Below are 26,525 nucleotides of genomic sequence, written 5' to 3'. Positions count from 1 at the left end.
CTGCGTACCACTGCGTATCGGAGGAAGCATGCAGCCGACCGCCACCGTGCTGGTCTACAGCGACGACTCCACCACCCGGGAGCAAGTACGGCTCGCGACCGGCCGCCGGCCGGCGCCGGACGCGCCCGTGGTGGAGTTCGTGGAGTGCGCGACTCCGGCCGCCGTCCTCTCGGAGCTGGACAAGGGCGGCATCGACGTCTGCGTTCTGGACGGCGAGGCGGTGCCCATGGGCGGCATGGGGGTCTGCCGCCAGATCAAGGACGAAATCTTCCACTGCCCGCCGGTGCTGCTGCTGATCGGGCGGCCCCAGGACGCCTGGCTGGCCACCTGGAGCCGTGCGGACGCGGCCGTGACGCTGCCGGTCGAGCCGGTGGAGTTCGCCTCCGCGCTGGCCTCACTGCTGCGCCAGAAGCGGCTGCAGGGCGCCTAGACGGCCGTCGGGCGCAGTCGGGCCGCGTCCTGGGGGGTGGGGGCGTTCGGCGTGCCGCCCGTCAGGGCGCTGCCCGTGCGCCACTTGTTCCAGTCGAGGTTCCAGTCGCCGAAGCCGTTGCCGAACGTCTCCATGGTGTCGCCGAAGGAGTTGACGACCTGGACGACGTCGCCCTCGCGGACGGTGTCGAAGAACCACTCGGCGTTGCCGGTGCTCATGCCGGTGCAGCCGTGGCTGACGTTGGCCGAGCCCTGGGACCCCACCGACCAGGGCGCGGCGTGCACGTACTCGCCGCTCCAGGTGAGCCGGGTGGCCCAGTGGACGGGCAGGTCGTACGACTCCGAGGTGCCCTCGGCGATGCCCACGGTGGAGCTGCGCATCCGTACGAACGGCTCCTTGCCGATGACGACCTTGACGCCGTTGCGGGTCTCGAAGCCGGGCTTGCCGGTGGTGACGGGGATCTGCTTGATCTCCTCGCCGTTGCGGTAGACCGTCATCGTGTGTGACGAGGCGTCGGTGACGGCGACGACCTTGTCGCCGGTGCTGATCCGCAGCGGCGCCGTCCGGCCGCCCCAGAGCCGGTCGCCGACCTTGATGCCCTCCAGGGTGGAGCGGGCCCGGACGGTGGCGTGGGCGGGCCAGTAGTCCTCGGGGCGGTAGTGCAGTTCCTTGTCGTCCACCCAGTGCCAGGCGCCCTGGACCGCCGGGACCGACTCGACCTTGAGGGCGCGTTCGACGACCGCGCGCTGGGCGGGGTCCCGGATCGGCCGGCTCAGCTCGGCGGTGACCGGCCGGCCCACGCCGTAGGTGCCCGGCTCGGGTCCGAAGGAGACGTCGAGGCGCTGCTTGGTGGTGGGCCGGCCGGTGTCGAAGGAGAGGACCTTGCGGCCGGGCGCCCCGTCCCCGTCCTCGGTGCTGACCCGGACGGTGTAGCGGGCCTGTGCGGCCAGCGGTGAGGTGCTGTGCCAGCGGGCGCCGTCGGCGGAGAGTTCGCCCGCCACGTAGCGTCCCGCCGCGTCCACGGCCGTGACGTCCGTGATGCGCCCGTCGGAACCCTCGGCGACCACCTCCAGGGGTTTGTCGGGGTCGGCCTTCTTCCCCGCCTCGGTGGGGCCGTTGAAGGAGATGTGGCCGGCCGCGTCGTAGGGCGCGGCGGCCAGCGGATGGCCGTCGTCGCCGCTGCAGGCGGTGGCGCCCGCGCCGAGGGCGATCACCAGCAGCGTGCAGCCGACGACGGTGGTGGTGCGCCCCCGCGCCTGGAAGTGAACGAAGTGGCTCATGGCCTCAAGGTAGGAAGCCCTGTCGGCGGCGGCACGGCGGGTAACCCGTACGGGTTACGGCGGGGCGGCAGACGAAGGGCCCGGACACTCCTGGCGGAGCGTCCGGGCCCTTCGGGCGTGACCTGTGCTACTGCGTGCGGCTCTCACCGCGGTAGTACTCGAAGACCCAGCCGAACAGGCCGATCACGATCAGCGGGGCGGAGAAGAACATCAGCCACCAGCCGATCGCGATGCTGGTGAAGGCGAAGGCGCCGCCGATGGCCAGCGAGAGCGGCTGCCAACTGTGCGGGCTGAAGAACCCGACCTCGCCGGCCTCGTCCGCGACGTCCGCTTCCTTGTTGTCCTGCGCGCCCGCGTCGATCCGCTTGGCCGTGAAGCCGAGGTAGAAACCGATCATGATCGCGAGCGCGAAGGCCAGGAAGAGGGCCGTGGTACCGGCCGGTTCCTTCGACCACACGCCATAGACGATCGCCATGACGAGGATGAAGATGCCCAGCCACATGAACATCTTGCCCTGGATCTTCACTTGCCGGTCTCCTTGCCGCCAGCGAGGGCCTTGTCGCCGTGACCGACGTTCTCGAGCTGGTCGAGAGCGGAGATCTCCGGGTGGTGCAGGTCGAAGGCCGGGGATTCGCTGCGGATGCGCGGCAGGGTGAGGAAGTTGTGCCGCGGCGGCGGGCAGGTGGTCGCCCACTCCAGCGAACGGCCGTAGCCCCACGGGTCGTCGACGCCGACCGGCTTGCCGTACTTGGCCGTCTTCCAGACGTTGTAGAAGAACGGCAGGATCGACATGCCGAGCAGGAACGAGCTGATCGTCGAGATCGTGTTCAGGGCGGTGAAGCCGTCGGCCGCCAGGTAGTCGGCGTACCGGCGCGGCATGCCCTCGGCGCCCAGCCAGTGCTGGACGAGGAAGGTGCCGTGGAAGCCGATGAACAGCGTCCAGAAGGTGATCTTGCCCAGCCGCTCGTCGAGCATCTTGCCCGTCCACTTCGGCCACCAGAAGTGGAAGCCGGCGAACATCGCGAAGACCACGGTGCCGAAGACGACGTAGTGGAAGTGCGCCACCACGAAGTACGAGTCGGAGACGTGGAAGTCCATCGGGGGCGAGGCCAGGATGACACCGGTCAGACCACCGAAGAGGAAGGTGATCAGGAAGCCGGTGGACCAGAGCATCGGTGTCTCGAAGGACAGTGAGCCCTTCCACATCGTGCCCAGCCAGTTGAAGAACTTCACGCCGGTGGGTACGGCGATGAGGAACGTCATGAAGGAGAAGAACGGCAGGAGTACGCCGCCGGTGACGTACATGTGGTGCGCCCACACGGTCACGGAGAGACCCGCGATCGCGATGGTGGCGCCGATCAGGCCCATGTAGCCGAAGATCGGCTTGCGGGAGAAGACCGGGATGATCTCACTGACGATGCCGAAGAACGGCAGCGCGATGATGTACACCTCCGGATGCCCGAAGAACCAGAACAGGTGTTGCCAGAGCAACGCCCCGCCGTTGGCCGCGTCGAACACATGGGCGCCGAACTTGCGGTCCGCCTCCAGGGCGAACAACGCCGCCGCGAGGACGGGGAAGGCGAGCAGGACCAGCACACCGGTCAGCAGCACGTTCCAGGTGAAGATCGGCATGCGGAACATCGTCATGCCGGGCGCGCGCATGCAGATGATCGTGGTGATGAAGTTGACCGAGCCGAGGATGGTGCCGAAGCCGGAGAAGGCCAGACCCATGATCCACAGGTCACCGCCGATACCGGGCGAGTGCACCACGTCGGAGAGCGGCGAGTACGCGAACCAGCCGAAGTCGGCCGCGCCCTGCGGGGTGAGGAAGCCACCCACCGCGACCAGCGAGCCGAACAGGTACAGCCAGTAGGCGAACATGTTCAGCCGCGGGAACGCGACGTCCGGGGCACCGATCTGGAGCGGCATGATCCAGTTCGCGAAGCCGGAGAACAGCGGCGTCGCGAACATCAGCAGCATGATCGTGCCGTGCATCGTGAACGCCTGGTTGAACTGCTCGTTCGACATGATCTGCAGGCCCGGACGGGCCAGCTCGGCGCGCATGAGGAGCGCCATCACGCCGCCGATGCAGAAGAACGCGAACGACGTGACCAGATACAGCGTGCCGATGGTCTTGTGGTCGGTGGTGGTCAGCCACTTGACGACCATCTCGCCACGCCTCTGGCGCCGGACCGGCAGCTCGTCCTGGTAGTGGGACCCTGCCGCCGCGGCACCCTGGGGTTCGTTGAGGATGCTCACAGGTTGTTCGTCTCCCGGTTCTTCTCGTGGCTCGTCTGCGCGATGCCGGCGGGAACGTAACCGGTCTGCCCTTCCTTCACGAGCTCCTGGAGGTGCTTCTCGTAGACGTCCTCGGGGACGACCTTCACGTTGAACAGCATCCGGGAGTGGTCGACGCCGCAGAGTTCGGCGCACTTGCCCTTGAAGGTGCCCGGCTTGTTCGGGGTCACCTCGAAGGAGTTGGTGTGGCCCGGGATGACGTCCTGCTTCATCAGGAACGGCACCACCCAGAAGGAGTGGATGACGTCACGGGAGGTCAGGACGAACCGGACGCGCTTGCCCTCGGGCAGCCACAGGGTGGGGCCGGGGTTGCCGGTCTGGGCGTTCCGGGTGCTGGGGGTGCCGCAGTCGTAGACGCCGCCGGCGTCCGCCGGGAACTGCTTCTTGAAGCGGTCCGGGATCGCGTCCAGTTCCTTGGCCGTCTTGGCGTCACCGGTGGAACCGGCGACCGTCTCGACGTAGTTGAAGCACCAGCTCCACTGGAAAGCGACGACGTTGACCGTCACATCGGGCTTCTTCTCCAGCTTCAGGATCGCCGACTCGTCGCGGGCGGTGAAGTAGAACAGCACCGAGACGATGACGAGCGGGACCACGGTGTACAGCGCCTCGATGGGCATGTTGTACCGGGTCTGCGGAGGGACCTCGACCTTGGTGCGACTGCGCCGGTGGAAGAACGCACTCCACAGGATCAGGCCCCACACCAGCACGCCGACGGCGAGCGCGGCAGCCCAGGAGCCCTGCCACAAGGAGAGGATCCGCGGAGCCTCTTCGGTGGTCGGGGTGGGCATGCCGAGGCGGGGGAAGTCCTCGGACGTGCAACCGGTGGCGGTCGCCAGGACCAGGCCCGCAGTCAGTGCCTGCAGCAGCTTCCGCCGCATCGGGCGCCGCGGCATGGGGGTACCGCCCGCGCCCTCCAGGGCGTGGGGGAGGTCGGAGCCGTTGGGACTCACGTAGCGCCTTCCCGAGAGTCTCGCCCGCGCTGTCGGCTGCGGCCTTCTCGCAGGTCGGTCGCCGCCCTGCGTCGGGCAGGGGTTTGGATGTTTATGCGGACCAAACCCTAGCCGACGTCCTCCGGAGGTTCGCGGGGAGGGTGGCATACGCGCGCGGGGTCACTCGAAAGCGCCTCGGGGCGGGGGTCCGGCGGCCCCCGGCCCGTGCCCCTGGACGGCGTTCCGGCGCCCCTCGACGGCGTTCGCGTGCCGGGCGTCTAGCGTTGCCGGATGCCCTACTTCGATGCCGCTTCCTCCGCTCCGCTCCATCCCGTCGCCCGGCAGGCGTTGTTGGCCTCCCTGGACGAGGGGTGGGCCGATCCCGCGCGGCTCTACCGGGAGGGGCGGCGGGCCCGGTTGCTGCTGGACGCGGCGCGGGAGGCCGCCGCCGACGCGGTGGGGTGCCGGGCCGACGAGCTGGTGTTCACCCCGTCCGGCACCCGGGCGGTGCACTCGGGGATCGCGGGCGCGCTGGCCGGGCGGCGGCGCGCCGGGCGTCACCTGATCGTGTCAAGCGTCGAACACTCCTCGGTGCTGCACGCGGCCGAGGCGCACGAGGCGGACGGCGGCACGGTCACCCGGATGCCGGTGGCGCGGACCGGCGCGGTCGATCCGGCGGCGTACGCGGCGGCGCTGCGCGAGGACACCGCCCTGGCCTGTCTGCAGTCGGCCAACCACGAGGTGGGCACCGAGCAGCCGGTGGCGGAGGTGGCCGGGGCGTGCCGGGCGGCCGGGGTGCCGTTGCTGGTGGACGCGGCGCAGTCGCTGGCCTGGGGGCCGGTGGCGGGCGGCTGGTCGCTGCTGACGGCCGGTGCGCACAAGTGGGGCGGGCCCTCGGGCGTCGGGCTGCTCGCGGTGCGCAAGGGCACGCGCTTCGCGCCCCAGCGGCCGGTGGACGAGCGGGAGTCGGGACGGGCCGCCGGGTTCGAGAACATTCCGGCGATCGTGGCCGCGGCGGCCTCGCTGCGGGCGGTGCGGGCCGAGGCGGCCCAGGAGGCGGCGCGGCTGCGGGAGCTGACGGAGCGGATCCGGGCGCGGGTGCCCGCACTGGTCCCGGACGTGGAGGTGGTCGGCGACCCGGTGCGCCGGCTGCCGGGGATCGTCACCTTCTCGTGTCTCTATGTCGACGGGGAGACGTTGCTGCACGAGCTGGACCGGGCCGGTTTCTCGGTCTCCTCCGGCTCCTCCTGTACGAGCGACACGCTGACGCCGAGTCATGTGCTGAGGGCGATGGGGGTGCTCAGCGAGGGCAACGTCCGGGTGTCGCTGCCGTTCGGGGCGGTGGAGGCCGATGTCGAGCGGTTCCTGGAGGTGCTGCCGGGGGCGGTGGCCGGGGTACGGGAGAAGCTCGGGGCGCCCACGCCCACGCCCGCCCCCGCCCCGGCGACCGGGCCCGTCCCGGCGAGCGGGCCCGCCCCGGCGAGCGGGCCCCTCCCGGCGACCGCCTCCGGCGCCGAGGGGGAGGGTGCCCCGGACGCCTTGGTGCTGGACGCCCTGGGCAAGCTCTGCCCGCTTCCCGTCATCGAGCTGGCCAAGGTGATCGGCGAGGTCCCGGTGGGCGGCACGGTCCGCGTCCTGGCGGACGACGAGGCCGCCCGCCTGGACATCCCGGCGTGGTGCGAGATGCGGGGCCAGCGGTACGTGGGCGAGGAGCCGGCGGCGAAGGGAACGGCCTTCGTGGTCCGCCGGACCAGGTGATCCGGCCCCGCGTCCGCGTCCGGGGGTCAGCCCAGGTGGCCCTGGACCTCGGAGGCCGCCTCGTCCCCGTACGCCTTGGTGAACCGCTCCATGAAGTGCCCGCGGCGCAACTGGTACTCCTGGGTGCCCACCGTCTCGATGACGAGGGTCGCCAGCATGCAGCCGATCTGCGCGGCCCGCTCCAGGCCGACGCCCCAGGCGAGGCCGGAGAGGAACCCGGCGCGGAAGGCGTCGCCCACGCCGGTGGGGTCGGCCTTGCGCTCCTCGTCCGGGACGCCGACCTCGATGGTCGGCTCGCCGGTCCGCTCGATGCGCACGCCCCGCGCGCCGAGGGTGGTGACGCGGTGGCCGACCCGGCCGAGGATCTCCGCGTCGCTCCAGCCGGTCTTGGACTCGATGAGCCCCTTCTCGTACTCGTTGGAGAAGAGGTAGGTCGCCCCGTCCAGCAGTATCCGGATCTCGTCGCCGTTCATCCGGGCGATCTGCTGGGAGAAGTCGGCGGCGAACGGGAGGGAGCGCGCGCGGCACTCCTCGGTGTGGCGGAGCATCGCCTCGGGGTCGTCGGCGCCGATGGAGACCAGGTCCAGGCCGCCCACCCGGTCGGCGACGGTCTTCAGCTCGATCAGCCGGGCCTCGCTCATCGCGCCCGTGTAGAAGGAGCCGATCTGGTTGTGGTCGGCGTCGGTGGTGCAGACGAAACGGGCGGTGTGCAGGGTCTCGGAGATGCGTACCGAGTCGGTGTCGACGCCGTGCCGCTCCAGCCAGGCGCGGTACTCGGCGAAGTCGGGGCCGGCCGCGCCGACCAGGATCGGGCGGGTGCCGAGCTGGCCCATGCCGAAGGCGATGTTGGCGCCGACGCCGCCCCGGCGGACGTCGAGCTGGTCGACCAGGAAGGAGAGCGAGACCGTGTGCAACTGGTCCGCGACGAGCTGGTCGGCGAAGCGGCCGGGGAAGGTCATGAGGTGGTCGGTGGCGATGGAGCCGGTGACTGCGATGCGCACGGCGTGAACTCTCTCCTGGAGGGAGGCGGGTTGGCAGTTCACGCTACCCGGTCGCCGCGGTGCCGCTGAATCGGACGAACCTACCCGATAGTAGATCTTTCTTCGCGGGCCGAGGCGTGCTTACCGTGCGGCCATGACGACTTCCCAGGTCCACTCCCCCGCCCCGGCCGATCCCGACGGCGAGCTGGCCGCCCTGCGGGGCGACTGCGCGCGGATGGCGCCGCGCTGGCCGGCCGGGGAGCGGTTCGCCGCGCTGCCGGTGCCGCCGTCACTGATCCACGGCGTGACGGTGCCGCCGGGGTCGGCCCGGCTGCTGGAGGCGATGTCGGAGTACGGCGACTGAGGTCCGCCCCGGCGGCGCCCGCCGCACCGCGGGGAACCGGATGTTCCCGCGCCGCGTCCCATCGCCGTCCCCCGTGACAGCCGAAGGAGCGATGCGGTGAACAGCGAGCGACCCGACCACGACGGCGCCGGGACCGGCGCAAAAGCCCCGCGTGCGGCGGGCGGCAGCGAGCGGGCCGGGCGGCGCCGGCCCCGGGCCGTCGTGACCGCCTCGGTCGCGGCCGCTGTACTGCTGGCCGGCGGCGGCGGCGCGTATCTGGCCACGTCCGCCTCGGGCGGTTCCGGTGGTGCCGGTGAGTCCGACGGTGCCGGCGGGGGCGGCGGTACGTCGGCGGCGGCGCCGGGCGACGGCACTCCCCCGCCGCTCGCCCTGGACGGCTTTCCGGCGCCTTCGCCGGACGGTGCGAACGGCGTCGCGCCCGGCGAGCCGAACCCGTACGGCGTCACCTACCGGGCCGGTGGTCCGCTCCCGGACGGGCCCGGCTCGGCGCCGGTGTACCGGGCCGAGGGCGAGGTCACCGCGGCCGAGGTCACCCGGCTGGCCGAGGCGCTCGGTCTGGAGGGGAAACCGGTCGCCCGGGGGGCGTCGTGGACGGTCGGCGTGGTCAAGGACGGTTCCGGTCCGACGCTGCGGGTGGACCGCGAGGCGCCGGGGAACTGGACCTTCCAGCGGTACGGGCCGGGCAGCGACAACTGCGTGAAGGCACGCGGGTGCATGGCGCCCCCGGTGGCCACCGACCCGGTGAGCGAGAAGGCCGCGAAGAAGGCGGCGGCGCCGGTACTGGCCGCGGTGGGCCAGCGCGGGGCGGCGCTGGACGCCGGTCAGGCCGTGGGGCCCCGGCGGACGGTGAACGCCGATCCGGTGGTGGGCGGGCTGCCCACCTACGGCTGGAGCACCGGGGTGACGGTCGACGTCATCGGGCAGGTGGTGTCCGGCAGCGGGCTGCTGAAGGCACCGGCCAAGGGGGACACGTACCCCGTCCTGGACGCGGAGCGGACGCTCGCGCTGCTGAACGGGGACGCGGGGAGCGATCCGCGCGCGGGTGTCGGCGGCTGCGCGAGCCCGGTACCCCTGGCGGACGACGCGAAGACGCGGCCGGGGACGGCGTGCGGGGCGCGGGAGACGGTGACCGTCGAGCGGGCCGTGTTCGGGCTGGCCGCGTACCCGGTGGAGGGGCGGCAGGCGCTGGTGCCGTCCTGGCTGTTCGAGGTGGGCGGCACGGGAGCCACGACGGGCACCACGGTGACGCGTCCGGCACTCGACCCGGCGCATCTGCGGTCGGCGACGCCGACGCCGTCCCCGCCGTCCGAGGGGCCGGACCCGGCGCCCACGACGCGGGGTGTCGAGGTGACCGGGTACACGGCCGAGGGCGACGAGCTGACCGCGCACTTCACCGGCGGGGTGTGCGCCGGGTACGGGACCGAGGCGCGGGAGGACGCGGACGAGGTGACGCTCACCGTGACCGAGACCTCCGACCCGGACGAGTTCTGCATCCTGATCGCCAAGGGGTACGAGCAGACCGTGACGCTCGACGAGCCGCTCGGCGACCGGCGGGTGGTCGGCGCGGACGGTGAGCGGGTCCCGCTCGCCAAGGAGGGCGCGCGCCTGCCGGCGCCGGGCGGTGACGCCGGGCGGTGACGCACGAGAGGGCGGCGGCCCGGGGGGAATCCGGGCCGCCGCCCTCGTCGGTCGTGCGGGTCGGCCGATCGCGACCGGACCTGATCGGCTGGTCGCTTCGGCCGCCCGGGGCGACTAGCTGAAGGAGTCGCCGCAGGCGCAGGAGCCGGTCGCGTTCGGGTTGTCGATCGTGAAGCCCTGCTTCTCGATGGTGTCCACGAAGTCGACGGTCGCGCCGCCCAGGTAGGGGGCGCTCATCCGGTCGGTGGTGACCTTGACGCCGTCGAAGTCCTTGACGACGTCGCCGTCGAGGGCACGCTCGTCGAAGAAGAGCTGGTAGCGCAGGCCGGAGCAGCCGCCGGGCTGGACGGCGACGCGCAGGGCGAGGTCGTCACGGCCTTCCTGGTCGAGCAGGGCCTTGACCTTGGCCGCCGCGGCGTCGGTCAGGACGATGCCGTCGGTGACAGTGGTGGTCTCGTCCGATACGGACATCTACATCTCTCCCGGGTTGTACGGAGACTGCTTGCCGACGATGAGAACCATCGGGGCCGCGATTTCATTCCTGGACCGGGCCCGTGTCTTTGGTCCGGGACCGGGACCGGGCTTCTCTCCCCGGCTCGTCTCCTCATGCTCGCACATGGCCCGGGTTGCGGACAGCGGCCCACGGACCGGGATTCACGTCACACCGACACGATGGGCATCGTCAAAGTGACGTGAACCGGTTATGATATATAGCGTCAGTTAGACGAAAAGTAGAGAAAGGGTAGGTGTCGTGACCACCGCCCCAGCCCAGGAGCTCGACGTACAGCCGTCGCCCCTCGCCCTGCTGCTCCTCGGCCGCGAGGCCGATCCCAGGAGCGAGCGCGGCGTGGAGTGCCCGGGTGACCTGCCCTCGCCCTCCGACCCCGACCTGGTCGCCCGCGCCCGTGCGGCCAAGGAGAAGCTCGGGGAGAAGGTCTTCGTCCTCGGTCACCACTACCAGCGTGACGAGGTGATCCAGTTCGCCGACGTCACGGGCGACTCCTTCAAGCTCGCCCGGGACGCCGCCGCGCGCCCGGAGGCCGAGTACATCGTCTTCTGCGGTGTGCACTTCATGGCGGAGTCGGCGGACATTCTGACCACGGACGACCAGAAGGTGGTCCTGCCGGACCTCGCGGCCGGCTGCTCCATGGCGGACATGGCCACCGCCGAGCAGGTCGCCGAGTGCTGGGACGTGCTGACCGAGGCCGGTGTCGCCGGTCAGGTCGTGCCGGTGTCGTACATGAACTCCTCGGCCGACATCAAGGCGTTCACCGGCAGGCACGGCGGCACCATCTGCACCTCGTCCAATGCCGAGCGGGCGCTGAACTGGGCCTTCGAGCAGGGCGAGAAGGTGCTCTTCCTGCCCGACCAGCACCTCGGCCGCAACACCGCGGTGCGGGACCTGGGCATGTCGCTGGAGGACTGCGTCCTCTACAACCCGCACAAGCCGAACGGCGGGCTGACCGTCGAGGAACTGCGCGCCGCGAAGATGATCCTGTGGCGCGGGCACTGCTCGGTGCACGGCCGCTTCAGCCTGGAGTCGGTGCAGGACGTCCGGGCCCGCATACCCGGCGTCAACGTGCTCGTGCACCCCGAGTGCCGGCACGAGGTCGTCGCCGCGGCGGACCAGGTCGGCTCGACGGAGTACATCATCAAGGCGCTGGAGGCGGCCCCGGCCGGTTCCAAGTGGGCCATCGGGACCGAGCTGAACCTGGTCCGGCGGCTGGCGAACCGTTTCGCCCCCGAGGGCAAGGAGATCGTGTTCCTCGACCGGACGGTCTGCTTCTGCTCGACGATGAACCGCATCGACCTGCCGCACCTGGTCTGGACGCTGGAGTCCCTCGCCGAGGGCACCCTCGTCAACCGCATCCAGGTGGACCCGGAGACGGAGAAGTTCGCCAAGCTGGCGCTGGAGCGGATGCTGGCGCTGCCGTAACCGGCCACCGCCCGGACCGCGTCCGTCGCGGCCCTGAAGGACGCGGACGACGAACGCCCCGGCCCGTCCCAGGACTTCACCTGGGACGGGCCGGGGCGTCTTTTGACGGGCCGGGGGCCCGCCTCGCGGCGGGGCCCGTTGCTAGACCTTCGCCGGCTCCGGGTCGTCGTCCGCGGCCGTCGCGGCCGGGGCCCCGGTCGCCTGCGGCGGTACGTCGCCGCCGCGCTTGGCCGCCTTCTTCGCCGCCCGGCGCTCCTTGCGCAGCTCCAGCATCGCGTAGAGCGTCGGGACGAGGAGCAGGGTCAGCAGCGTGGAGGTGACCAGGCCGCCGATGACGACCACCGCCAGCGGCTGGGCGATGAAGCCGCCCTCGCCGGTGACGCCCAGGGCCATCGGGAGCAGCGCGAAGATGGTCGCGAGCGCCGTCATCAGGATGGGCCGCAGCCGGTGCCGGCCGCCCTCGACGACCGCCTCGACCACGCCGTAGCCGTCCCTGCGGTACTGGTTGATCAGGTCGATCAGCACGATGGCGTTGGTGACCACGATGCCGATCAGCATCAGCATGCCGATCATCGCGGGGACGCCCATCGGGGTGCCCGTGACGATCAGCAGGCCGAGCGCGCCGGTCGCCGCGAACGGGATCGACACCAGCAGGATCAGCGGCTGGGCCAGCGAGCGGAACGTGCCCACCAGCAGCATGAAGACGATCGCCACGGCCGCGAGCATCGCCAGGGCCAGGTTGACGAACGCCTCGTCCTGGTCGGCCGAGACGCCGCCGATCTCGGCGGTGGCTCCGGTCGGCAGGTCCAGGGCGTTGATCTTCGACTGGAGGTCGGCGGAGACCGCGCCGGTGTTGTCGCCGGTCGGGCGGGCGGTGACGGTCGCCGCGCGCTGGCCGTCGATACGGGTCATCGAGACGGGGCCGTCCACCAGCTCCACGGTGGCGATGTCACCGAGCTTCACCGGGCCGAGGCGCAGCGCCTTCAGCTCGGCGACGGTCGCGGCGGGCTTCGCCGAGGTGATGACGACGTCCCGCTCGGTGTCGTCCAGGACCGCCTTGGCGGCGGTGGTGCCGCGGACCGCCTGGGTGACGGCCGCGCCGAGGGTCTGGTCGGTGAAACCGGCCTCGGCGGCCCGGGCATTGGCCCGGACCGAGATGCGCGGGATGCTCTGGGAGAGGTCGCTGGTGACGTCGGTGACGTCGTCCAGGGAGGCGACCGCCTTGCGGACCCGCTCGGCGGAGGTGCGCAGCGTCTCGGGGTCGGACGCCTTGACGACGACGCTGAGGTCCTGGCTGGAGAAGCCGTCGCCGCCGGAGACCGTGGTGGAGCCGATGCCGTCGAGCTTCGCCAGGCCGGACTCGATGCCGTCCTGCACGTCGGCGAAGGACGCCGACTCCTCCAGCATGATCTGGTACGACGCCTGGTTGGTGTCGGTACCGCCGCCGAAGGCCGCCATCCAGCCGGACGAACCGACCGTGACCTGGTAGTCCTTGACGCCGTCGAGGGAGCCGAGGAGCTTCTCGACCTTCTTCGCCTGGAGGTCGGTCGCCGCCAGGCTGGTGCCCGGCTTCAGCTCCTGCTTGACGCTGATGACCTCCTGCTCGCCCTGGTCGAAGAAGTTGGTCTTCAGCAGCGGGGCCATGCCGAAGGTGCCGATCAGCACCACCGCCGCGAGGGCCACACTGGTCAGGCGGCGCCGGGTGGCGAACCGCAGGACGGGCACGTAGACGCGCTGGAGGCGGCTCCTGGCCTCCTTCTCCTCGGCCAGCCGGCGGGCCTCGCCGGCGTCCTCGGGGGTGCCCTTGGGGGGCCGCAGGAACCAGTACGACAGGACCGGTACGACCGTCAGCGACACCAGCAGGGACGCCAGCAGCGCCGCGGTGACGGTGAGGCTGAAGGAGCCGAACAGCTCGCCCACCATGCCGCCTACCAGGCCGATCGGCAGGAAGACGGCGACCGTGGTGAGGGTGGAGGAGGTGACCGCGCCGGCCACCTCGCGCACGGCCTTGAGGATGGCGTCCTGGCGCTCCTCGCCGTAGCCCAGGTGCCGCTTGATGTTCTCCAGGACCACGATCGAGTCGTCCACGACGCGGCCGATGGCGATGGTCAGCGCGCCGAGGGTGAGCATGTTCAGCGACAGGTCGCGGGTCCACAGCACGATCAGCGCGAGCACCACCGAGAGCGGGATGGAGACCGCGGTGACCAGGGTGGAGCGGATCGAGGCCAGGAAGACCAGGATGATGACGACCGCGAAGAGCAGACCGAGGCCGCCCTCGGTGGTCAGGCCCTCGATGGCCTTGGAGACCGCGGGGCCCTGGTCGCTGACGACGGTGAGGGTCGCCCCCGCGCCGAGCTGCTCGCGCAGGTCGCCGAGCTTGTCGTCGACGGCCTCCGAGATGGCGACCGCGGAGCCGTCCCGGTCCATGGTGACGGCGACGGCGAGGCTGGGCTTGCCGTCGGTCCGGGTGAGCGAGTCGGCCGTGGCCTCCTTCTCCTCGACCTCGGCCACGGCGCCGAGGCGGACCGGCTTGTCCACGCCCTCGCCGGTGACCATCAGGTCCCGGATCTGCCCGACCGAGGTGAAGCCGCCGCCGACCTGCACGGTGCGGTTGGCGCCGTCCTCGTCGAAGGAGCCCGCCGGGACGGTCGCGCCGCCCGCCTGGAGCGCCTGTACGAGGGTCTGCGTGGTCACGCCGGCCCTGGCGAGCTTCGCGTCGTCGGGCGTGACGGCGACCTGCACGTCCCGCACGCCGTCCACGGTCACCTGGCCGACGCCGTCGATGTCCTCCAGCGCGGGCACGACCGTCTTGTCGAGCTGGTCGGCCAGGGCCTGCTGGTCCTTGTCGGAGGTGACGGAGAGGACGACGGTGGGGATGTCGTCCGTGGAGCCGGCCACGACCTGCGGGTCCACGTCGTCCGGGAGCTGGGCGCGGGCCCGGTTGACGGCCTGCTGGACGTCGGCGACCAACTGCTGGGTGTCGGGGCCGTAGTCGAAGGACGCCATGATCACGGCGCTGCCCTCGCTGGCCGTGGAGGTGACGCCCGAGATGCCGTCGACCCCTTCGAGGTTGTTCTCGATGGGTTCGACGACCTGGTTCTCGACCACGTCCGGAGAGGCGCCCTGGTAGGGGGCGATCACGGACACCATGGGAAGTTCGATGGTGGGCAGCAACTGCTGCTTGAGCTGGGGGATGGCGATCGCCCCGAAAACGAGCGCGACGATCGACATCAGCCCTATCAGGGCCCGTTGCGCGAGGCTGAATCTCGACAGCCAGGACATGGGTCAGGGTCTCTCTTCTGTGGCCGAGCGGGGGACGGGGCACATGCGTACGCCCACTCCACACACACTGAGCCATGGGCGCCCCCGGTTCCCTAGGCCCCAGGTCCATTTCCTTATCCGGGACATACTCCCGGCGCAGTACACCCGGGCGGAGGTCACTCCACCCTTGGACGTACCAGCCCCGACTCGTAGGCGATGACGACGAGCTGGGCCCGGTCCCGGGCGCCCAGTTTGGCCATGGCCCGGTTCACATGGGTCTTCACGGTGAGCGGACTGACCTCCAGGCGCTCGGCGATCTCGTCGTTGGAGAGTCCGCCGGCCACCTGCACCAGCACCTCGCGCTCGCGCACGGTCAGCGTGCCCAGCTTCTCGGCGCGGGCGGGGTCGCGGTCCTCGCGGGCCGGGCCCTCCTGGGCGAGGAAGCGGGCGATCAGCCCCTTGGTGGCGGTGGGCGACAGCAGCGCCTCGCCGCCGGCCGCGATCCGGATGGCGGCGAGCAGTTCCTCGGGCTCGGAGCCCTTGCCGAGGAAGCCGGAGGCGCCCGCGCGCAGCGACTGCACCACGTAGTCGTCGACCTCGAAGGTGGTCAGGATGACCACCCGGACGTGGGCCAGCGCGGGGTCGGCACTGATCATGCGGGTGGCGGCGAGGCCGTCGGTGCCCGGCATCCGGATGTCCATCAGCACGACGTCGGCGCGTTGCTCGCGGGCCAGGCGCACCGCCGCGGCGCCCTCGGACGCCTCCCCCACCACCTCCATGTCGGGCTCGGAGTCGACCAGCACCCGGAAGGCGCTGCGCAGCAGCGCCTGGTCGTCGGCGAGCAGGACACGGATCGTCATACGGGGCCCTCCGCGGCGTCTGTCCGGTTCTCGACCGGAAGGATCGCATGGGCCGGAAGGGTCGCGTGGACCGGGAGGGTCGCGTGGACCCGGAAACCGCCTCCGTAGCGGGGGGCGGTGGTCAGGGTGCCGCGCACCGCCACGACCCGCTCGCGCATGCCGAGCAGTCCGTGTCCGCCGCCACCGGCGCCACCGGCGTCCGGGGCGGGGCCGGTGGTCCCGTCGGACCCGTCGGACCTGTCCGTCCCGTCGGCACCGTCGTCGAGGACGGTCACCTCGATGTCCGGGCCGACGCGGACGACGCTGACCTCGGCCCTGGCGCCGGTGCCCGCGTGCTTCTGCACATTGGTCAGGGCCTCCTGGACGACGCGGTAGGCGGCGAGGTCGACGGCGGCGGGCAGGGTGGTGCCCTGGTCGGCGCGGGCCACCTCGACGTGCAGGCCGGCGTTGCGGAAGGTGTCGGCCAGTTCGTCCAGGCGGTGCAGGCCGGGGGCGGGTTCGGTCGGGGCCTCGGGGTCGCCGGACTGGCGGAGCAGGCCGACCGTGGCACGGAGTTCGTCCAGGGCCGAGCGGCTGGCCTGGCGGACGTGCCCGAGCGCCTCCTTGGCCTGGTCGGGGCGCTTGTCCATGACGTGGGCGGCGACCCCGGCCTGCACGTTGACCAGCGCGATGTGGTGGGCGACGACGTCGTGCAGGTCGCGGGCGATGCGCAGCCGCTCCTCGGCGACCCGGCGCCGGGCCTCCTCCTCCCGGGTGCGCTCGGCCTTCTCGGCGCGTTCCCGGATGGCGTGCACGAAGGCGCGGCGGCTGCGTACCGCGTCGCCTGCGGTGGCGCCGATGCCGGTCCAGGCGAGGACGGCGAGGTTCTCCTGGGCGTACCAGGGCAGCGGGCCGGAGAGCATGGCGGCGCCGGTGAGGACGGTCATGGTGAGCAGGCCGGCCCGCCAGGTGGTGGGGCGGTCGGTGGTGGCGGCGACGGTGTACAGGGCGATGACGGCCGACATGACGACGGGGGCGCGGGGGTCGCCGGTGACGCTCTCCACGACGGAGACGCCGCTGGTCAGTGCGAGGACGGCCTTGGGGGCGCGGCGGCGCGGTACGAGGGCGGCGGCGCCGAGCGCCATGAGGACCAGGCTCAGCGGGTCGGGGGTGCGCACGCCCCAGGTGGCGCCGTCGGGGCCGTGCGGGTCGGTGAAGGAACCGGCGACCATGCAGACCAGGACGAACGCGGCGAGGGCCGCGTCGAGGGCGAAGGGGTGGGCGCCGAGTCCGCGGCGGGCTCGGGCGAGTGTGCTCACGGCTGTCCACGGTGGTGGTCGGAGTGGAGCTGAGCGGCCACGGTGACGGTCACCGCCCGGCCCGGCACCGGACGTGCCCCGGCGACCGGACGTATCCCGGTGACCGGACGTGCCCCGGCGACCGGACGTATCCCGGTGACCGGATGTGCCCCGGCGTTCGGACGTATCCCGGTGACCGGATGTGCCCCGGCGTCCGTCAGGTACCGCCCGGGATGAGGCCGTCGTCGCCGAGCAGTTCCCGGACGTCGTCCAGGGTCGCGTCCTCGGCGGGGAGGATCAGCTCGGACGGTTCCAGGAAGTCGTCGGGGAGCGGCTCGCCCAGTTCGCGGACCCTGGCGAGCAGGGCCGCGAGGGTGCGGCGGAAGCCGGGCCCGTCGCCGTTCTCCATCTCGGCGAGCAGCTCGTCGTCCAGCCTGTCCAGCTCGGCGAGGTGGCCGGCGGCCAGCCTCACCTGCCCCTCCCCCATGATCCGTACGATCATGTCGCCCTCCTCGGCGTGGGCCACGGCCCGGGCTGCGGCGGGTCTCACCGCCCTGGCTACTGCTTGTCGAAGCGCGGGGTGTCCTGCGGCGCCGGCGCGGGCCGCTCGGTGCGGTCGGCGCCCTCGATGGCCTGCTGTCCGGCGGTGGAGCCGCCGGCCAGCTCGGCCTTCATGCGCTGCAGTTCCAGCTCTACATCCGTACCACCGGAGAGGCGGTCCAGCTCGGCCTGGATGTCGTCCTTGCGCATGCCGGAGGGGTCGTCGAGGGCCCCGGAGGCGAGCAGTTCGTCGATGGCGCCGGCCCGGGCCTGGAGCTGGGCGGTCTTGTCCTCGGCGCGCTGGATGGCGAGGCCCACGTCGCCCATCTCCTCGGAGATGCCGGAGAACGCCTCCCCGATCCGGGTCTGGGCCTGGGCCGCCGTGTAGGTGGCCTTGATCGTCTCCTTCTTGGTGCGGAAGGCGTCGACCTTGGCCTGGAGGCGCTGGGCCGCCAGAGTGAGTTTCTCCTCCTCGCCCTGGAGCGTGGCGTGCTGCGTCTCCAGGTCGGTCACCTGCTGCTGGAGCGCGGAGCGGCGGGAGAGCGCCTCGCGGGCGAGGTCCTCCCGGCCCAGCGCGAGCGCCTTGCGGCCCTGGTCCTCCAGCTTGGACGACTGGGACTGGAGCTGGTTGAGCTGGAGTTCCAGGCGCTTGCGGCTGGTCGCCACGTCGGCGACGCCGCGGCGGACCTTCTGGAGCAGTTCGAGCTGCTTCTGGTACGAGTAATCGAGGGTCTCGCGCGGGTCCTCGGCCCGGTCAAGGGCCTTGTTCGCCTTCGCGCGGAAGATCATCCCCATACGCTTCATGACACCGCTCATGGGCTTCGCGCGCCCCCTTCTGACGGACTCCGGCACCAGCTCTGCGACAGAACCCACAGTACGGGCCCTGCTTCCATTACCGCACTGTTCGGGGACCGATGCGCTCATCCCCAAGGACGACTGCGTACGCTCCTGATCCGGCCCAGGGAGTAGGTGATCCCCGGGGCGGCCGCCCCGGGACACCCGCGAGGGGCCCGGGGTGTGCGCAACGTCCCGTCTGTCCCCTTACAGACGAGTGGTGTTGCGGGATCGTTCCCCGCCGGACTGTGGTCCATGCCGGGAGAGCCCTTACCCTTGGGTTTTGTGTTCCGTAGCCGTGCCAAGGAAGAGAAGGCCGCGACCGCCTCCACGGCGTCGCCGACCGACTCCACGCAGTCCCGCCACCCGCAGGCGCCCAAGGGTCGCCCGACGCCCAAGCGCAGCCAGGCCCAGGGCCAGCGCCGCAGCGTCGCCAATACGCCGACCACGCGCAAGGAGGCCGCCAAGCGGCAGCGCGAGGATCGCCGCACCGCCATGGAGCGTCAACGCAAGGCGCTGGCCAGCGGTGACGAGCGGTACCTGCCGGCCCGTGACAAGGGCCCGGTGCGCAAGTTCGCGCGCGACTTCATCGACTCGCGGTTCAACATCGCGGAGTGGTTCCTGCCGATGGCCGTGGTCATCCTCGTCCTGAGCATGGTCCGCGTGGCCTCGCTGCAGAACGTGGCGCTGCTGCTGTGGCTGGTCGTGATCCTGCTGATCGTGCTCGACTCGATCGTCAGCGCCACGCGTCTGAAGAAGGCCCTGCGGGAGCGCTTCGGTGACGACAACAAGCGTGGCGCCGTCGCCTACGCCCTGATGCGTTCGCTTCAGATGCGGCGACTGCGGCTGCCGAAGCCGCAGGTCAAGCGCGGGGAGCGGCCCTGAGCGGCGCGTCGTTCACCGGGGGCGCGGCGGCGGCCTGGCTCAAGGGGCTCGGCGGTCTGCGGGACGTCGTACGGCAGGAGCTGGTGGCCCGGCAGCTCGACGAGCAGATAGCCGGCCGGTTCCCGGTGGGGCAGCGGCTGCGGGTGCTCGACGTCGGTATGGGCCAGGGCACGCAGGCGTTGCGGCTGGCCCGCGCCGGACACCAGGTGACCGGTCTGGAGCAGGACGCCACGATGATCGCCGCGGCGCGGGAGGCTCTGGCCGGCCAGCCCGCGGGCATCCAGGAGCGGATGCGGATCATCGAGGGCGACGGCCGGGACACCGGGGTGCACTTCCTGCCCGGCAGCTTCGACGTGGTGCTCTGCCACGGCGTACTGATGTACGTGGAGGAGCCCGATCCGCTGCTGGCGGGCCTCGCGCGGATGCTGGCCCCCGGCGGGCTGCTGTCGCTGCTGGCCCGTAACGGCGACGCCCTGGCGATGCGGCCGGGCCTGTACGGCGACTGGGCGGGCGCGCTGACCGCCTTCGAGACCACCGCGTACCGCAACCGTCTCGGCCTCGACGTCCGCGCGGACCGGCGGGCGGCGCTGACCGCGACCCTGGCGGGGATCGGCGCCCCGCTGCACACCTGGTACGGGGTGCGCGTCTTCACGGACACCGCGCCGGACGAGGCCCCCGTCCCGGCCGACGTCGAGGCACTCCTCGCGGTGGAGGAGCGGGCCGGCCGCACCGACCCGTACCGCGGCGTCGCCGCGCTGCTGCACCTGTGCGGGGTACGGGGCTGACGCGCCGCGCGCGCCGGGGTGGGCGCCCGTTCGGGTGCTCCCCGGAAGCCGGGCGTCCGGCCGGTGGCGAGACTGCGGGCATGGACGTTTCCCGGCCCCGCCCCGCCCGGCCCGACGCCCCCGTCGCCGCGCCCCTCACCGCGCCGGTCCGCTCGGCCGCCAACCTCCCCGTACGTGTCGTACGTGTCGTACCCGCCGTACTCGCCCTGCTCGCCGTGCTCACGGGTTGTTCCGGCGTCGACGTGCCGCGGACCCGGCCGGCCGCCGAGCGGGCCGCGGTGCCCCGGGCCGCCGTGCCGCGGGCCGCGAGCGACCTGCAGAGCGACTACCAGCGGGTGATCGAGGACGTACTGCCCTCGGTGGTGCAGATCCAGGCGGGCGACGACCTGGGGTCGGGGGTCGTGTACGACGCCAAGGGGCACATCGTCACCAACGCGCACGTCGTCGGGGACGCCAGGACCTTCCAGGTGACGGCCGCCAACAGCGAGGAACCGCTGCGCGCGACGCTGGTCTCCTCCTATCCGGAGCAGGACCTCGCCGTGGTGAAGCTGGACCGGGTGCCGGACGGGGTGAAACCGGCCTCCCTCGGGGACTCCGCGAAGGTCGAGGTCGGGCAGATCGTGCTGGCGATGGGGTCTCCGCTCGGCCTGTCCTCCAGCGTGACCCAGGGCATCGTCTCGGCGACCGGGCGGACCGTCACCGAGCCCGGCTCGGGCGGCGGTACCGGCGCGACGCTGGCGGACATGGTGCAGACCTCGGCCGCGATCAACCCCGGCAACAGCGGCGGCGCCCTGGTGAACCTCGACGGCCGGGTCATCGGCATCCCCACCCTCGCCGCCACCGACCCCGGCCTCGGCGAGGGGGCGGCGCCCGGTATCGGGTTCGCGATCCCGGCGTCGATGGTGCGGACGGTCGCCGGTCAGATCGTCGCGGACGGCCGGGTCACCGACTCCGGCCGGGCGGCGCTCGGCATCACCGGCCGCACGGTCGTCGACGACGGATACCGGGCCGCCGGGGTGGCCGTGGTCGAGGTGTCCGACGGCGGGGCGGCCGCGGAGGCGGGCCTGGAGTCCGGTGATGTCATCACCCGTCTGGGCGACACGGACATCACCACGATCACCTCGCTCACCGAGGCCCTGGCGACCCGGAAACCGGGCGCCCGCACGGAGCTGACGTACACCCGCGACGACCGCGAGCGGAGCGCCGAGGTGACGCTGGGCGAGCAGTGACGCCGTGCCGCACCCCGCCGCGGTGGACGGGGGTGCGGCACGGCACGTGGACCGGCGTGGACCGGCCCGTGGATCTCTAGGCGTCCTCGGCGTGCAGGCTCATCGGGCCGTAGATCTCCGCGGCGTCCTCGAACAGCCGCACCTGGTCCGCGCCGCCTTCCTTCAGTTCCTTCCAGTACTCCCCGATCCACGACTCGGCGTCCCCTTGCGTGGTGAACTCCTCGGGCTGCACCGCGGGCTGGACCTCCGTCCCGTCGGCCGTCTCGAACCGCCACGCCCATGCCGCCATGTCGCCTCCAAGATGTGAGCACCTGCGGAGCGCGGACCGGATCTTGGTCCCGCTCCCGGTCGCAGCCTATGCGCTCGACCGGGCCCGCCGGGGCGGACCACCGCACCGCACGAGAGCTGCCGGACAGACCCCGAGGGGGGCCTCGGGCGCGCAGGCCGGGCGGTGAGCGGGGAAGATCGGGGCGTGGACGTGACTCTGCTCGGTACCGGTGCCCCCTCGGGACTCCCCCGCCCCGACTGTCCTTGCGCGGCCTGCGCCGCCGCGCAGGGCCCCCACGCGCGGGCGGCGACCGCGCTGCTGGTGGACGGGGCGCTGCTGCTCGACCTGACGCCGGGCGCCGTGTTCGCCGCCGCGCGCTCCGGGCGGTCGCTGGGCGGCGTGGGCCAGGTGCTGCTGTCGCACCCGCACGACGGCCCGGCGGTGGAGGTGCCGGCCGGGCTGCCGCAGCCGGGCCGGGTGCCGGACGGGCGGGAGCTGGCGCTGCTGACCGGCCACCGGGTGCGGGCGGTGGCGATGGACTCGCCGGGTACGGGCTACGCGGTGACCGGTCCCGGCGGGGAGCGGCTGCTGTATCTGCCGCCCGGCTGCGCGCCCGCCGGGCTTGAGGGGCCGGGCGAGGGCTACGACCTGGTCCTCGCGGACGTCGTCGGGCGGCCGGACGCGCTGGCGAGGCTGCGGGCGGTGGGGTCGGTGGGCCCGGCCACCGACGTCGTCGCCGTCCACCTCGGTCACGACGTGCCGCCGGGCGCCGAGTTGCGGCGGCGGCTCGCGGCGGCGGGGGCGCGGGCGGTGCCGGACGGGACGACGCTGACGGTGGGCGCGTACGAGGACGTACCCGATGTTCCGCGCCGGACCCTGGTGCTGGGCGGGGCGCGGTCCGGGAAGTCGGTGGAGGCCGAACGGCGGCTTGAGGCGTTCCCGGACGTGCTCTACGTGGCGACCGGCGGCACCCGGGACGGCGACACCGAGTGGGCCCGGCGGGTGGCCACGCACCGGGAGCGGCGCCCGGGGTCCTGGCGCACCACGGAGACCTGCGACCTGATTCCGCTGCTCAAGGACGACGACGGGCCGCCGCTGCTGATCGACTGCCTCTCGCTGTGGCTGACCGACGCGATGGACGCCGCAGGGGCGTGGGACGACGCGCAGTGGGCGGACGGCGGGGAGCGGGCGCTGCGGGACCGGGTACGGGACCTGACCGAGGCGGTGCGCGGCACCCGCCGTACCGTCGTCGCGGTCTCGAACGAGGTGGGCTCCGGGATCGTGCCGGCCACCGCGTCGGGCCGCCGCTACCGGGATGAACTGGGCCGCCTGAACGCGGCGTTCGGCGCGGAGTGCGAGCATCTGCTGCTGGTGGTGGCGGGCCAGGCGCTGGTGCTACGGGGCTGACCGCCGCCACGGGGGCGGCACCGGGGTGCGGGCGACGATCCGGTGGCCGCCGCCGGCGCCGAGGAGCGTGCAGCCCTGCGCCGTCAGCTCGGTGCGCAGCCGGGCGGTGGCCCGGGGGCCCGGCGGCTGCGCGAGCAGGGCGCGCGGGTCGACGACGTCGACGAGCAGGTGGCCACCGGGGCGCAGCAGGCGCAGCGCGGCGCGCAGTTCGGCACGCGGGTCCGGGGCGCGGTGCAGGTGGAACAGGCTGACGACGTCGTAGCGGGCGCGCAGGCGCGCGGCGAGGTACGGGTCGGCGGGCCGGCCGACGTACGCCTCCTCGACGCGGTCGCGCGCGCGGGCGCGCAGGACGCGGGCGGTGGTGTCCAGGCCGTCGAAGGAGGTGTACGGGAAGAGCCGTCGCGCCGCGTGCGGGAAACACGCGTCCGCGGTGTCCACGTCGAGCCAGCTCTCCGGCTCGGGGCAGCGGCGCAGCAGCGCGCGGGCGGCGAGCCGGTGCCTGAGCCGTACGACCGCCGCGGCCGGTGGGGAGCCGGCCCCCTCCGGGACGGCGGCGGGCGGCGGGTTGCCGAAGACGTGCCGGCAGTCCCGGCAGGTGGCGAGGGCGGCCGGGCGGGGGCGCGGGTGCCCGCCGCGCGGCCGGGGGCGCAGCCGCAGCGATCCGCACCAGGGGCAGTCCTCGCGGTACGGCGCGTACCGGGGAGCGGGCGGTGGGGGTGGTGGTGCGGGTGGCGGTGGGGCGGGCGGTGCGGACATGGGCGGCTCCCGGGCCGGGGACGACGGGACGTGGGCGACTTCGCTGGCGGCGATCCACTCCAGCGACATTCCACTGCAAAACGGAACGTATGGGATACCGGTGCGGGGTGCAACGACGCCGCTCGGGCGGGGACGGGGCGGTCCCTCTGCCGCCCTTGATCCGGGCCGGTACTGTTCGGCGAATGAGCGCGCTGAATCTCGACGACTTCACCGATCTGATCGAGCGCCCGGACAGCGGGGTGCGCCGCGACGCCGAAGCGCGCCGGGAGCGTCAGGTCGTGCCGCCCGGGTCGCTGGGCCGCCTGGACGAACTGGGCGAGTGGCTGGCCGCCGCGCAGTCCGCCGTACCGGTGCGGCCGGTCGCGCGGCCGCGGGTGGTGCTCTTCGCCGGCGACCACAAGGTGGCCGAACTCGGCGTGTCGGCACGGGCCGCGGGCAGCGCCGGCGACCTGGTGCGGGAGGTCCTGGCGGGCGGCCGTCCGGTGTCCGTGCTGGCCCGGCGCCTGGACGTACCCGTGCGGGTCGTCGACATGGCCCTCGACTGCGACGCCGACGGCCTCCCGGCCGAGGTCGTGCGGCACCGGGTGCGGCGCGGCGGCGGCCGGATCGACGTCGAGGACGCGCTGACCCTCCAGGAGGCGGAGGCCGCGTTCCGCGCCGGGGTCGCGGTGGCCGACGAGGAGGCCGACTCCGGTACGGATCTGGTGGTGCTCGGCGATGTGAGCGTGGGCGGGACGACGGCGGCGGGGGTACTGGTCGCGGCGCTGTGCGGGACGGACGCGTCGGTGGTCACCGGACGCGGCGGACTGGCCATCGACGACCTCGCCTGGATGCGCAAGTGCGCGGCGATCCGGGACGCGTTGCGGCGGGCCCGTCCGGTGCTCGGGGACCAGCTCCAGTTGCTGGCCGCGGTCGGGGGCGCGGACCTGACCGCGATGACCGGGTTCCTGTTGCAGAGCGCGGTACGGAAGATGCCGGTGATCCTGGACGGGGTGGTGGCGGCCGCCTGTGCGCTGGTCGGCCAGCGGATCGCGTTCCGCGCGCCGGACTGGTGGCTGGCGGGCCACGACAGCGGGGAGCCCGGCCAGGCCAAGGCGCTGGACCGGATGGCCCTGGAGCCGCTGCTGACGCAGGGGCTGACGGTGGGTGAGGGCGCCGGGGGTCTGCTGGCCCTGCCCCTGGTGCGGGCCGCGGCGGCACTGGCGGCGGAACTCCCGGTCACCGCCGAGGAAGCCGAGGCGGAGACGGAGACCGAGGCGGAGACCGAGGCCGCGGCGGAGACCGAGGTCACCGAGGGGGCGTGAGCCCGTCGGCGGGGTGCGTCCGGCGGGCCCGGGTGCGCCCGTCACCCGGCGGCCACCTCAGGGCGAGGGCGCGCGGCCCGGCCGTCGGCCGGGTCACCTGTGGTCGAGCGTTCGGGGGGCCGGGTCCGGGCGGCCGCCGATCCAGTCCTGGACGGCGCGGCGGGGGCCGGACCAGCGCCGGTCGTGGTGGTAGGCGCGCAGCGCCGCCCGCGCGCGGGCCCGCGGGCGGCGGCCGTAGAAGCGCCGGGCCCAGGGCGAACCGGGCCGGGCCAGCCGTACCGCGCCGACCAGCGCGACGAGCGGCACGATCACCCCGAAGAGGGCGAGCCGGGCCTTGCCCTTGCCCAGCGCGACGAGCGCGAGGACGAAGTCGGCGGCCACCGTCGTGATGACGTTGGCCCGGTCCCGCAGTTCGTCCTGCGACAGACCGTCCACCCCGAACGGCGTGAACCCCGCGAGCACCAGCCCCACCAGCGCCGCCGTCAGCGCCACCACCTCCACGCTCTTGCGGCCCGCCTCCGTCCAGTACACGTCGTCCAGATGCAGGATCAGCGCGAACTCGTCCAGGACCAGGCCCGCCCCGGTCCCGAAGACCACCGCGCACGTCGCGGAACCGAAACCCCGTCCGCCGCCCGCCACCGAACCGAACCCGCCGACGACGGTCAGGACGACCCCGGGCACCACATGGTGGATGTGCACCCCGCCGGCCCGGACGTTGCCGAACGGTCCCTTGCCCGCGCGGATAAGCCGGGTGACGACCCGGGTGATCACGAACGTCAGCACGAACGCGACCAGCGCGAGGAGCAGCGGCAGCTTGCCCGGTTCGGCGATGTTGCGCTGCCACCAATCTCCCATACGCGCACTTTATCCCCGGGTGTCCCCGCCTGCCCGGGGCGCCCCGGGGGCCGCCGGGTAGTCTGCGCCGGTGTCCGAGAACCCCGCCCGCGACGGCCTGCGCTTCGCCTTCGGCACCCTCACCGCGTTCCCGGTCCGGGTGACCCGCTGGGACCGGACGGCCGCGCGCGGCGGCATGCTCTGCGCCCCGCTGGCCGGCCTCGCGGTCGGGGTCGCGGCCGCCGCCGCGGGACTGGTCCTGCTGCTGCTCGGCGCGGGCCCGCCGCTCGCCGCCGTGGCCACCGTCGCCGTACCCGCGGCCCTCACCCGGGGACTCCACCTCGACGGGCTGGCCGACACCGCGGACGGGCTCGGCAGCGGCAGGCCCGCCGAGGACGCGCTGCGGATCATGAAACAGTCCGACATCGGGCCGTTCGGCGTCCTCACCCTCGTCCTGGTGCTGCTCGCCCAAGCGGCCGCCCTGGCGCAGGCGTACGGCACCTCCTGGAGCCGGGGCGCGCTCGCCGCCGTGGTCTCGGCGACCGCCGCCCGCCTGGCCCTCACCCTGGCCGCCCGTGCCGGGGTGCCGGCGGCCCGCCCGGAGGGGCTCGGCGCGGCGGTCGCCGGTGTGGTCCCGGTGCGCGCGGCGCTGGGGACGGCCGCCGCCGTCGC

25 protein-coding genes are annotated in these 26,525 nt (G+C 73.0%); 11 read left to right on the top strand and 14 right to left on the bottom strand.

The features are described 5' to 3' along the window. Window positions 1-28: 28 nt before the first annotated feature. The gene (locus ABEB00_RS26120) at window positions 29-430 is read left to right on the top strand and encodes a response regulator (RefSeq protein WP_345622697.1); all 402 of its coding nucleotides are present in this window, start codon (window positions 29-31) and stop codon (window positions 428-430) included. On the opposite strand, the gene ABEB00_RS26115 is transcribed toward ABEB00_RS26120, so the two are convergent. From ABEB00_RS26115 to ctaC, 4 genes are all read right to left on the bottom strand, one after another. Continuing rightward, entirely contained in the window at window positions 427-1,710 is a 1,284-nt protein-coding gene (locus ABEB00_RS26115; RefSeq protein WP_345622695.1) for a L,D-transpeptidase, read from the bottom strand. The genes ABEB00_RS26120 and ABEB00_RS26115 overlap by 4 nt on opposite strands. A gap of 127 nt (window positions 1,711-1,837) precedes the next feature. Beyond that, complete coding sequence (locus ABEB00_RS26110; RefSeq protein WP_345622693.1) at window positions 1,838-2,236, bottom strand: cytochrome c oxidase subunit 4; 399 nt, start codon at window positions 2,234-2,236, stop codon at window positions 1,838-1,840. Then, complete coding sequence (gene ctaD / locus ABEB00_RS26105; protein ID WP_345622692.1) at window positions 2,233-3,969, bottom strand: aa3-type cytochrome oxidase subunit I; 1,737 nt, start codon at window positions 3,967-3,969, stop codon at window positions 2,233-2,235. The genes ABEB00_RS26110 and ctaD overlap by 4 nt, the downstream gene beginning before the upstream one ends. Beyond that, window positions 3,966-4,958, bottom strand: coding sequence for an aa3-type cytochrome oxidase subunit II (ctaC, locus tag ABEB00_RS26100; RefSeq protein WP_425586568.1), 993 nt, complete (start codon window positions 4,956-4,958; stop codon window positions 3,966-3,968). Before ctaC ends, ctaD begins: the two co-directional genes overlap by 4 nt. A gap of 270 nt (window positions 4,959-5,228) precedes the next feature. Between ctaC and ABEB00_RS26095 the strand changes: the two genes are divergently transcribed. Further along, window positions 5,229-6,695 carry a cysteine desulfurase/sulfurtransferase TusA family protein gene (locus tag ABEB00_RS26095; protein ID WP_345622690.1) on the top strand — a complete coding sequence of 489 codons (1,467 nt, stop codon included), beginning with the start codon at window positions 5,229-5,231 and terminating at the stop codon, window positions 6,693-6,695. Window positions 6,696-6,721: 26 nt separating this feature from the next. On the opposite strand, the gene ABEB00_RS26090 is transcribed toward ABEB00_RS26095, so the two are convergent. Beyond that, a complete protein-coding gene (locus ABEB00_RS26090; protein WP_345622687.1) occupies window positions 6,722-7,696 on the bottom strand; it encodes a carbohydrate kinase family protein in 975 nt (324 codons plus the stop codon). Window positions 7,697-7,829: 133 nt separating this feature from the next. Between ABEB00_RS26090 and ABEB00_RS26085 the strand changes: the two genes are divergently transcribed. Continuing rightward, entirely contained in the window at window positions 7,830-8,039 is a 210-nt protein-coding gene (locus ABEB00_RS26085) for a hypothetical protein (protein ID WP_345622685.1), read from the top strand. A 96-nt stretch (window positions 8,040-8,135) separates the two neighbouring features. Further along, complete coding sequence (locus tag ABEB00_RS26080) at window positions 8,136-9,677, top strand: hypothetical protein (RefSeq protein ID WP_345622683.1); 1,542 nt, start codon at window positions 8,136-8,138, stop codon at window positions 9,675-9,677. Between the two features lie 114 nt (window positions 9,678-9,791). Here the strand turns inward: ABEB00_RS26080 and ABEB00_RS26075 are convergent, their stop codons facing one another. Continuing rightward, window positions 9,792-10,148, bottom strand: coding sequence for an iron-sulfur cluster assembly accessory protein (locus ABEB00_RS26075; protein ID WP_345622682.1), 357 nt, complete (start codon window positions 10,146-10,148; stop codon window positions 9,792-9,794). A 280-nt stretch (window positions 10,149-10,428) separates the two neighbouring features. Here ABEB00_RS26075 and nadA point away from each other — a divergent pair, with 280 nt between their 5' ends. Beyond that, window positions 10,429-11,613, top strand: coding sequence for a quinolinate synthase NadA (nadA, locus tag ABEB00_RS26070; protein ID WP_345622681.1), 1,185 nt, complete (start codon window positions 10,429-10,431; stop codon window positions 11,611-11,613). Between the two features lie 141 nt (window positions 11,614-11,754). Here nadA and ABEB00_RS26065 read toward each other — a convergent pair whose 3' ends face one another. The 5 genes from ABEB00_RS26065 to ABEB00_RS26045 all read right to left on the bottom strand — a co-directional run bounded on the left by ABEB00_RS26065 (window position 11,755) and on the right by ABEB00_RS26045 (window position 18,346). Further along, on the bottom strand, window positions 11,755-14,895 hold the full coding sequence (locus ABEB00_RS26065; RefSeq protein ID WP_345622679.1) for an efflux RND transporter permease subunit: 3,141 nt from the start codon (window positions 14,893-14,895) through the stop codon (window positions 11,755-11,757). Between the two features lie 155 nt (window positions 14,896-15,050). Continuing rightward, window positions 15,051-15,734: a response regulator gene (locus tag ABEB00_RS26060; protein ID WP_345622677.1), complete on the bottom strand. Its 684-nt coding sequence runs from the start codon at window positions 15,732-15,734 to the stop codon at window positions 15,051-15,053. Beyond that, window positions 15,731-17,032, bottom strand: coding sequence for a sensor histidine kinase (locus tag ABEB00_RS26055; RefSeq protein ID WP_345622675.1), 1,302 nt, complete (start codon window positions 17,030-17,032; stop codon window positions 15,731-15,733). Before ABEB00_RS26055 ends, ABEB00_RS26060 begins: the two co-directional genes overlap by 4 nt. Window positions 17,033-17,228: 196 nt before the next feature. Then, window positions 17,229-17,513 (bottom strand): PspA-associated protein PspAA, encoded by a 285-nt coding sequence (gene pspAA / locus ABEB00_RS26050; RefSeq protein WP_345622673.1) that lies wholly within the window; start codon window positions 17,511-17,513, stop codon window positions 17,229-17,231. Window positions 17,514-17,569: 56 nt separating this feature from the next. After that, window positions 17,570-18,346, bottom strand: a complete 777-nt coding sequence (locus tag ABEB00_RS26045; protein ID WP_345622868.1) for a PspA/IM30 family protein — start codon at window positions 18,344-18,346, stop codon at window positions 17,570-17,572. A 294-nt stretch (window positions 18,347-18,640) separates the two neighbouring features. Between ABEB00_RS26045 and ABEB00_RS26040 the strand changes: the two genes are divergently transcribed. The 3 genes from ABEB00_RS26040 to ABEB00_RS26030 all read left to right on the top strand — a co-directional run bounded on the left by ABEB00_RS26040 (window position 18,641) and on the right by ABEB00_RS26030 (window position 21,284). Beyond that, complete coding sequence (locus tag ABEB00_RS26040) at window positions 18,641-19,270, top strand: DUF3043 domain-containing protein (RefSeq protein WP_345622672.1); 630 nt, start codon at window positions 18,641-18,643, stop codon at window positions 19,268-19,270. A gap of 83 nt (window positions 19,271-19,353) precedes the next feature. Continuing rightward, window positions 19,354-20,055 carry a class I SAM-dependent methyltransferase gene (locus ABEB00_RS26035; RefSeq protein ID WP_345622669.1) on the top strand — a complete coding sequence of 234 codons (702 nt, stop codon included), beginning with the start codon at window positions 19,354-19,356 and terminating at the stop codon, window positions 20,053-20,055. A gap of 80 nt (window positions 20,056-20,135) precedes the next feature. After that, window positions 20,136-21,284 (top strand): S1C family serine protease, encoded by a 1,149-nt coding sequence (locus ABEB00_RS26030; protein WP_345622667.1) that lies wholly within the window; start codon window positions 20,136-20,138, stop codon window positions 21,282-21,284. Between the two features lie 76 nt (window positions 21,285-21,360). Here ABEB00_RS26030 and ABEB00_RS26025 read toward each other — a convergent pair whose 3' ends face one another. Continuing rightward, window positions 21,361-21,573, bottom strand: coding sequence for a hypothetical protein (locus tag ABEB00_RS26025; protein WP_345622666.1), 213 nt, complete (start codon window positions 21,571-21,573; stop codon window positions 21,361-21,363). Between the two features lie 183 nt (window positions 21,574-21,756). Between ABEB00_RS26025 and ABEB00_RS26020 the strand changes: the two genes are divergently transcribed. Then, window positions 21,757-22,959: a bifunctional adenosylcobinamide kinase/adenosylcobinamide-phosphate guanylyltransferase gene (locus ABEB00_RS26020; RefSeq protein ID WP_345622665.1), complete on the top strand. Its 1,203-nt coding sequence runs from the start codon at window positions 21,757-21,759 to the stop codon at window positions 22,957-22,959. On the opposite strand, the gene ABEB00_RS26015 is transcribed toward ABEB00_RS26020, so the two are convergent. Continuing rightward, the gene (locus ABEB00_RS26015) at window positions 22,948-23,715 is read right to left on the bottom strand and encodes a methyltransferase domain-containing protein (protein WP_345622663.1); all 768 of its coding nucleotides are present in this window, start codon (window positions 23,713-23,715) and stop codon (window positions 22,948-22,950) included. The two genes, ABEB00_RS26020 and ABEB00_RS26015, sit on opposite strands and share 12 nt — an antisense overlap. 182 nt (window positions 23,716-23,897) lie before the next feature. Here ABEB00_RS26015 and cobT point away from each other — a divergent pair, with 182 nt between their 5' ends. Then, entirely contained in the window at window positions 23,898-25,019 is a 1,122-nt protein-coding gene (gene cobT, locus ABEB00_RS26010) for a nicotinate-nucleotide--dimethylbenzimidazole phosphoribosyltransferase (protein ID WP_345622661.1), read from the top strand. A 93-nt stretch (window positions 25,020-25,112) separates the two neighbouring features. Here the strand turns inward: cobT and ABEB00_RS26005 are convergent, their stop codons facing one another. After that, a complete protein-coding gene (locus ABEB00_RS26005; RefSeq protein WP_345622660.1) occupies window positions 25,113-25,874 on the bottom strand; it encodes a hypothetical protein in 762 nt (253 codons plus the stop codon). A 70-nt stretch (window positions 25,875-25,944) separates the two neighbouring features. Between ABEB00_RS26005 and ABEB00_RS26000 the strand changes: the two genes are divergently transcribed. Continuing rightward, window positions 25,945-26,525, top strand: a 581-nt coding sequence (locus ABEB00_RS26000; protein ID WP_345622658.1) for an adenosylcobinamide-GDP ribazoletransferase, incomplete at its 3' end; no start/stop codon positions are given.

This window comes from Streptomyces ziwulingensis, assembly GCF_039542605.1.
GTDB classification, from domain to species: Bacteria; Actinomycetota; Actinomycetes; order Streptomycetales; family Streptomycetaceae; genus Streptomyces; species Streptomyces ziwulingensis.
Note: the sequence above shows the minus strand (reverse complement) of the source record. Positions and strands in the feature narration are given on the sequence as shown.

Excerpts from the sequence above, each read along its gene's own strand:
- ABEB00_RS26065 (WP_345622679.1), bottom strand. The coding sequence starts at position 14,895 with ATGTCCTGGCTGTCGAGATTCAGCCTCGCGCAACGGGCCCTGATAGGG.
- ABEB00_RS26025 (WP_345622666.1), bottom strand. The coding sequence starts at position 21,573 with ATGGCGGCATGGGCGTGGCGGTTCGAGACGGCCGACGGGACGGAGGTC.
- ABEB00_RS26040 (WP_345622672.1), top strand. The coding sequence starts at position 18,641 with ATGCCGGGAGAGCCCTTACCCTTGGGTTTTGTGTTCCGTAGCCGTGCC.
- ABEB00_RS26060 (WP_345622677.1), bottom strand. The coding sequence starts at position 15,734 with ATGACGATCCGTGTCCTGCTCGCCGACGACCAGGCGCTGCTGCGCAGC.
- cobT (WP_345622661.1), top strand. The coding sequence starts at position 23,898 with ATGAGCGCGCTGAATCTCGACGACTTCACCGATCTGATCGAGCGCCCG.
- ABEB00_RS26095 (WP_345622690.1), top strand. The coding sequence starts at position 5,229 with ATGCCCTACTTCGATGCCGCTTCCTCCGCTCCGCTCCATCCCGTCGCC.
- ABEB00_RS26075 (WP_345622682.1), bottom strand. The coding sequence starts at position 10,148 with ATGTCCGTATCGGACGAGACCACCACTGTCACCGACGGCATCGTCCTG.
- ABEB00_RS26030 (WP_345622667.1), top strand. The coding sequence starts at position 20,136 with ATGGACGTTTCCCGGCCCCGCCCCGCCCGGCCCGACGCCCCCGTCGCC.
- ABEB00_RS26120 (WP_345622697.1), top strand. The coding sequence starts at position 29 with ATGCAGCCGACCGCCACCGTGCTGGTCTACAGCGACGACTCCACCACC.
- ABEB00_RS26085 (WP_345622685.1), top strand. The coding sequence starts at position 7,830 with ATGACGACTTCCCAGGTCCACTCCCCCGCCCCGGCCGATCCCGACGGC.
- ABEB00_RS26005 (WP_345622660.1), bottom strand. The coding sequence starts at position 25,874 with ATGGGAGATTGGTGGCAGCGCAACATCGCCGAACCGGGCAAGCTGCCG.
- ABEB00_RS26115 (WP_345622695.1), bottom strand. The coding sequence starts at position 1,710 with ATGAGCCACTTCGTTCACTTCCAGGCGCGGGGGCGCACCACCACCGTC.
- ABEB00_RS26045 (WP_345622868.1), bottom strand. The coding sequence starts at position 18,346 with ATGGGGATGATCTTCCGCGCGAAGGCGAACAAGGCCCTTGACCGGGCC.
- ABEB00_RS26015 (WP_345622663.1), bottom strand. The coding sequence starts at position 23,715 with ATGTCCGCACCGCCCGCCCCACCGCCACCCGCACCACCACCCCCACCG.
- pspAA (WP_345622673.1), bottom strand. The coding sequence starts at position 17,513 with ATGATCGTACGGATCATGGGGGAGGGGCAGGTGAGGCTGGCCGCCGGC.